The sequence below is a fragment of the Pseudomonas sp. genome, assembly GCF_030696055.1.
Taxonomy (GTDB): domain Bacteria; phylum Pseudomonadota; class Gammaproteobacteria; order Pseudomonadales; family Pseudomonadaceae; genus Aquipseudomonas.
The window spans coordinates 1-2,871 of the sequence record NZ_JAUYNP010000179.1; the positions used below are offsets into that span (position 1 = coordinate 1).

Sequence of the window (2,871 nt, forward strand, 5' to 3'; positions counted from 1 at the left end):
GTCAGATTTACAGTCTGATCCCTTTGGCCACTCGGGAATCCCTCCAAACGGGGCGGCATTCTCATTCGATGCCTACCTACTGTCAAGCAATTTCTCATTAAAAACCTGAGGTTAGCTGCATTGACAGCAACTTCACAGATCCACCAGTTGGCGCCACCCTGCGAAGCGGGCGCCATTCTATGCATTCTACCGAGGGCTTGCAACCCCCTCGCACAGCATTAATTGATGTTGTAAGCCTTTGAAGTCAAAAGCCAAACGCTCCAACAGCGAATCCTCCGCCAGCCGCCGACTTTCCGGAGCGATGCGCACCCAAAAACTGCGATGCGCACGGGTCAATTCCCGCAATAAAGGCTCATAGCCCGCCTCACGCAAGCGCTGCATGACACTCTCAGCCGAGTCATTGCGCGGAAAGATGCCCAGCGAAATGCCATTGGCCAAATCCCCCTGGGTAATGATGTAGCTATCGATCTTGCGCGCCTGTAATTCGCGCAGCTGCCGCAACGAAGCCTGACGTGACGCCAATGGCGGCAAGTACACCCAATAGTCGACACCAGCCGCCGCATCGACAGACTGCACCTGCGAGCGAATATCTAGACTCAAAAGGCGCTGCTCGACAGCAGAAGCCTCAGGCATCTGCTCAAAACTGCCCAGAAAAAGACAGACAGCTTCCGCCTCCTCCGCCACCGCAACCTCTCGACGCACAGGCGCACTCGACTCGCTGAGCAAACGAATATCTCGCTTGCTGCTCTGCGCCATATCTAAAGGCGCTATCTCGGTGACCCGTAACGGCACCTGTTGCTGATGCCAAACGTAATAGAACAAATTCAGCACAACCAACCACAAAAACATCCAGCGCATGCATGACCTCAACGTAGGGGGCAGGCGACCGCCAAACCGATAAATACCAGATCGGGTACTACTCTGCCCCCCGGCACCACATCAACCACCAACGATGCGTCGCCCCCGGTGAGAAAAACCTCAAAACACTCGCCCAATTGCTCAGCAGCCAATGCCAGCTGACCATGCACAAACCCCTGCAGCATCAAGGAGCAACCACGTTCAACCGCCTCAGCCGTTGAGCGACCCGGCGTCATACTCTGCAGCGCCTGTTCGGCCTCCGCGTCGTCATAGCGGGTTCGACGGGTATGGGTGCGCAACTGATTGCGCATCAGGGGCACGCCCGGACAAATAAAGCCGCCCAAATGCTGACCATCCGCAGCGACAAAGTCAGAAGTTACCGCAGTGCCCAGATCGATCACCAAGCAGGCCTTGCGCACCAGCTGATAGGCACCGACCAGTGCGAGCCAACGATCGAGGCCGAGACGCTGGTATTGCTCATAGCCATTGCGCACCCCGGCCAACTCGAGCGCAGGCCGCGCACAGCAACACTCGACAGAAAAAGCCTGCTCCAAGGCCGCAATCAGCCGAGCCGTCTCATCATCGCTACGCACGCTCACCAGCCTGCATCCACGCAGCCCAGCGGCCACTCCAGCAACAGCCCGTACAAGCTCCTCATCGGAACCGACAACGCCACCCGCGCAGACCATTGAGCCCGCACCGCTGATAAGACGCCACTTTATTAAAGTGTTGCCGCAGTCAAGCTCAAGAATCATCAGACAACCTCAAACTGAGCTCTCCACCACTGAAGCTGCGCTCAACCCCATCAACACTGAGGCGGATTGCGCCAGACTGATCGACCCCCAGCACTATTCCCTCAATCGGCTGGATGCCGGCCGTTATCGCCACTTTACGCCCCTGCCAAAGGTGATTGTCCTGCCATTCCTTCTGCAGCGCCGAGAACCCCGAGCGCTGCTGGATCTCCAGATAACGGGATAACTGGCTATTCAGCTCGAGCACCAACTCATTGCGGTCCAAAACCCGCCCTAATTCGGCGCGCATCGAAGTCCAAGGCTGGTCAATCGACACCCTCTCGGCAGGCAACATATTCACATTGAGCCCGATACCGATCACCACGTGGCAAACGTCAGCCGGGTCCCCGGACAACTCCAGGAGAATGCCGGCGATCTTGCGTCCGTCAACCAGCACATCATTGGGCCATTTTAATCCCGCCGCAGAAACACCAGCCCCGCGAATAGTCTGGAGAAGCGCCAAGCCCACCACCAGGCTCAAGCCCTCAACCTGGCGCATCCCGCCCTCGATCTTGAGGACCAGGCTGTAATACAGATTCTCACCGAATGGGCTCGCCCAACTGCGGCCACGCCGACCGCGACCACTGGTTTGCCGCTCGGCCAGCACCACAAATGGTAGCGCCCGGGCGCCTGCCACTCGTTTCAAGGCCTCGGCATTAGTCGAGTCAACGCAAGGCAGCACAGCGACGGGCCACTGCGGGCCCACAGAGTTCGCCGCTAATACCTCTTCATCCAATAGCTGCAGCGGGCTCTCCAGGCGATAACCACGGCCACGAACCTTATGGATGGGCAAAGATAACTCTGCCTGCAGGGACTGCAGCTGCTTCCAGACTGCCGAGCGACTGACACCCAAGGAAGCGCCAAGCGCTTCACCTGAGTGGAATCGACCATCTTGTAAAAGCCTTAACAGTGGATGCATGCCAGCCCTACCAAGCAATAAGGCACGCATGATAACGATGCGCCCTTTAGTTGCCTATCAAAGGCTCAGGCTCATTTCGGGCTTAAGCCTCGCTCCACCTGGCTGAGCGATAGCTGTCGACTAGTTTTCGCGACAAAAAGTAAAACCCCCGATCGTTTACACGATCGGGGGTTTTGGTATAGGTGCTTGACGATGACCTACTCTCACATGGGGAAACCCCACACTACCATCGGCGATGCATCGTTTCACTACTGAGTTCGGGATGGGATCAGGTGGTTCCAATGCTCTATGGTCGTCAAGCGA

At 57.2% G+C, this 2,871-nt stretch carries 3 protein-coding genes and 1 rRNA gene; all 4 read right to left on the reverse strand.

Going from position 1 to position 2,871, the window contains the following annotated elements:
- Positions 1-186 precede the first annotated feature (186 nt).
- Positions 187-858 carry an SPOR domain-containing protein gene (locus Q8Q83_RS10475; RefSeq protein WP_305623478.1) on the reverse strand — a complete coding sequence of 224 codons (672 nt, stop codon included), beginning with the start codon at positions 856-858 and terminating at the stop codon, positions 187-189.
- A gap of 8 nt (positions 859-866) precedes the next feature.
- The gene (locus Q8Q83_RS10480; protein WP_305623480.1) at positions 867-1,613 is read right to left on the reverse strand and encodes a pantothenate kinase; all 747 of its coding nucleotides are present in this window, start codon (positions 1,611-1,613) and stop codon (positions 867-869) included.
- Positions 1,603-2,568, reverse strand: coding sequence for a bifunctional biotin--[acetyl-CoA-carboxylase] ligase/biotin operon repressor BirA (gene birA, locus Q8Q83_RS10485; protein WP_305623482.1), 966 nt, complete (start codon positions 2,566-2,568; stop codon positions 1,603-1,605). Before birA ends, Q8Q83_RS10480 begins: the two co-directional genes overlap by 11 nt.
- 184 nt (positions 2,569-2,752) lie before the next feature.
- Positions 2,753-2,868 (reverse strand): 5S ribosomal RNA (gene rrf / locus Q8Q83_RS10490).
- Between the last annotated feature and the right edge of the window lie 3 nt (positions 2,869-2,871).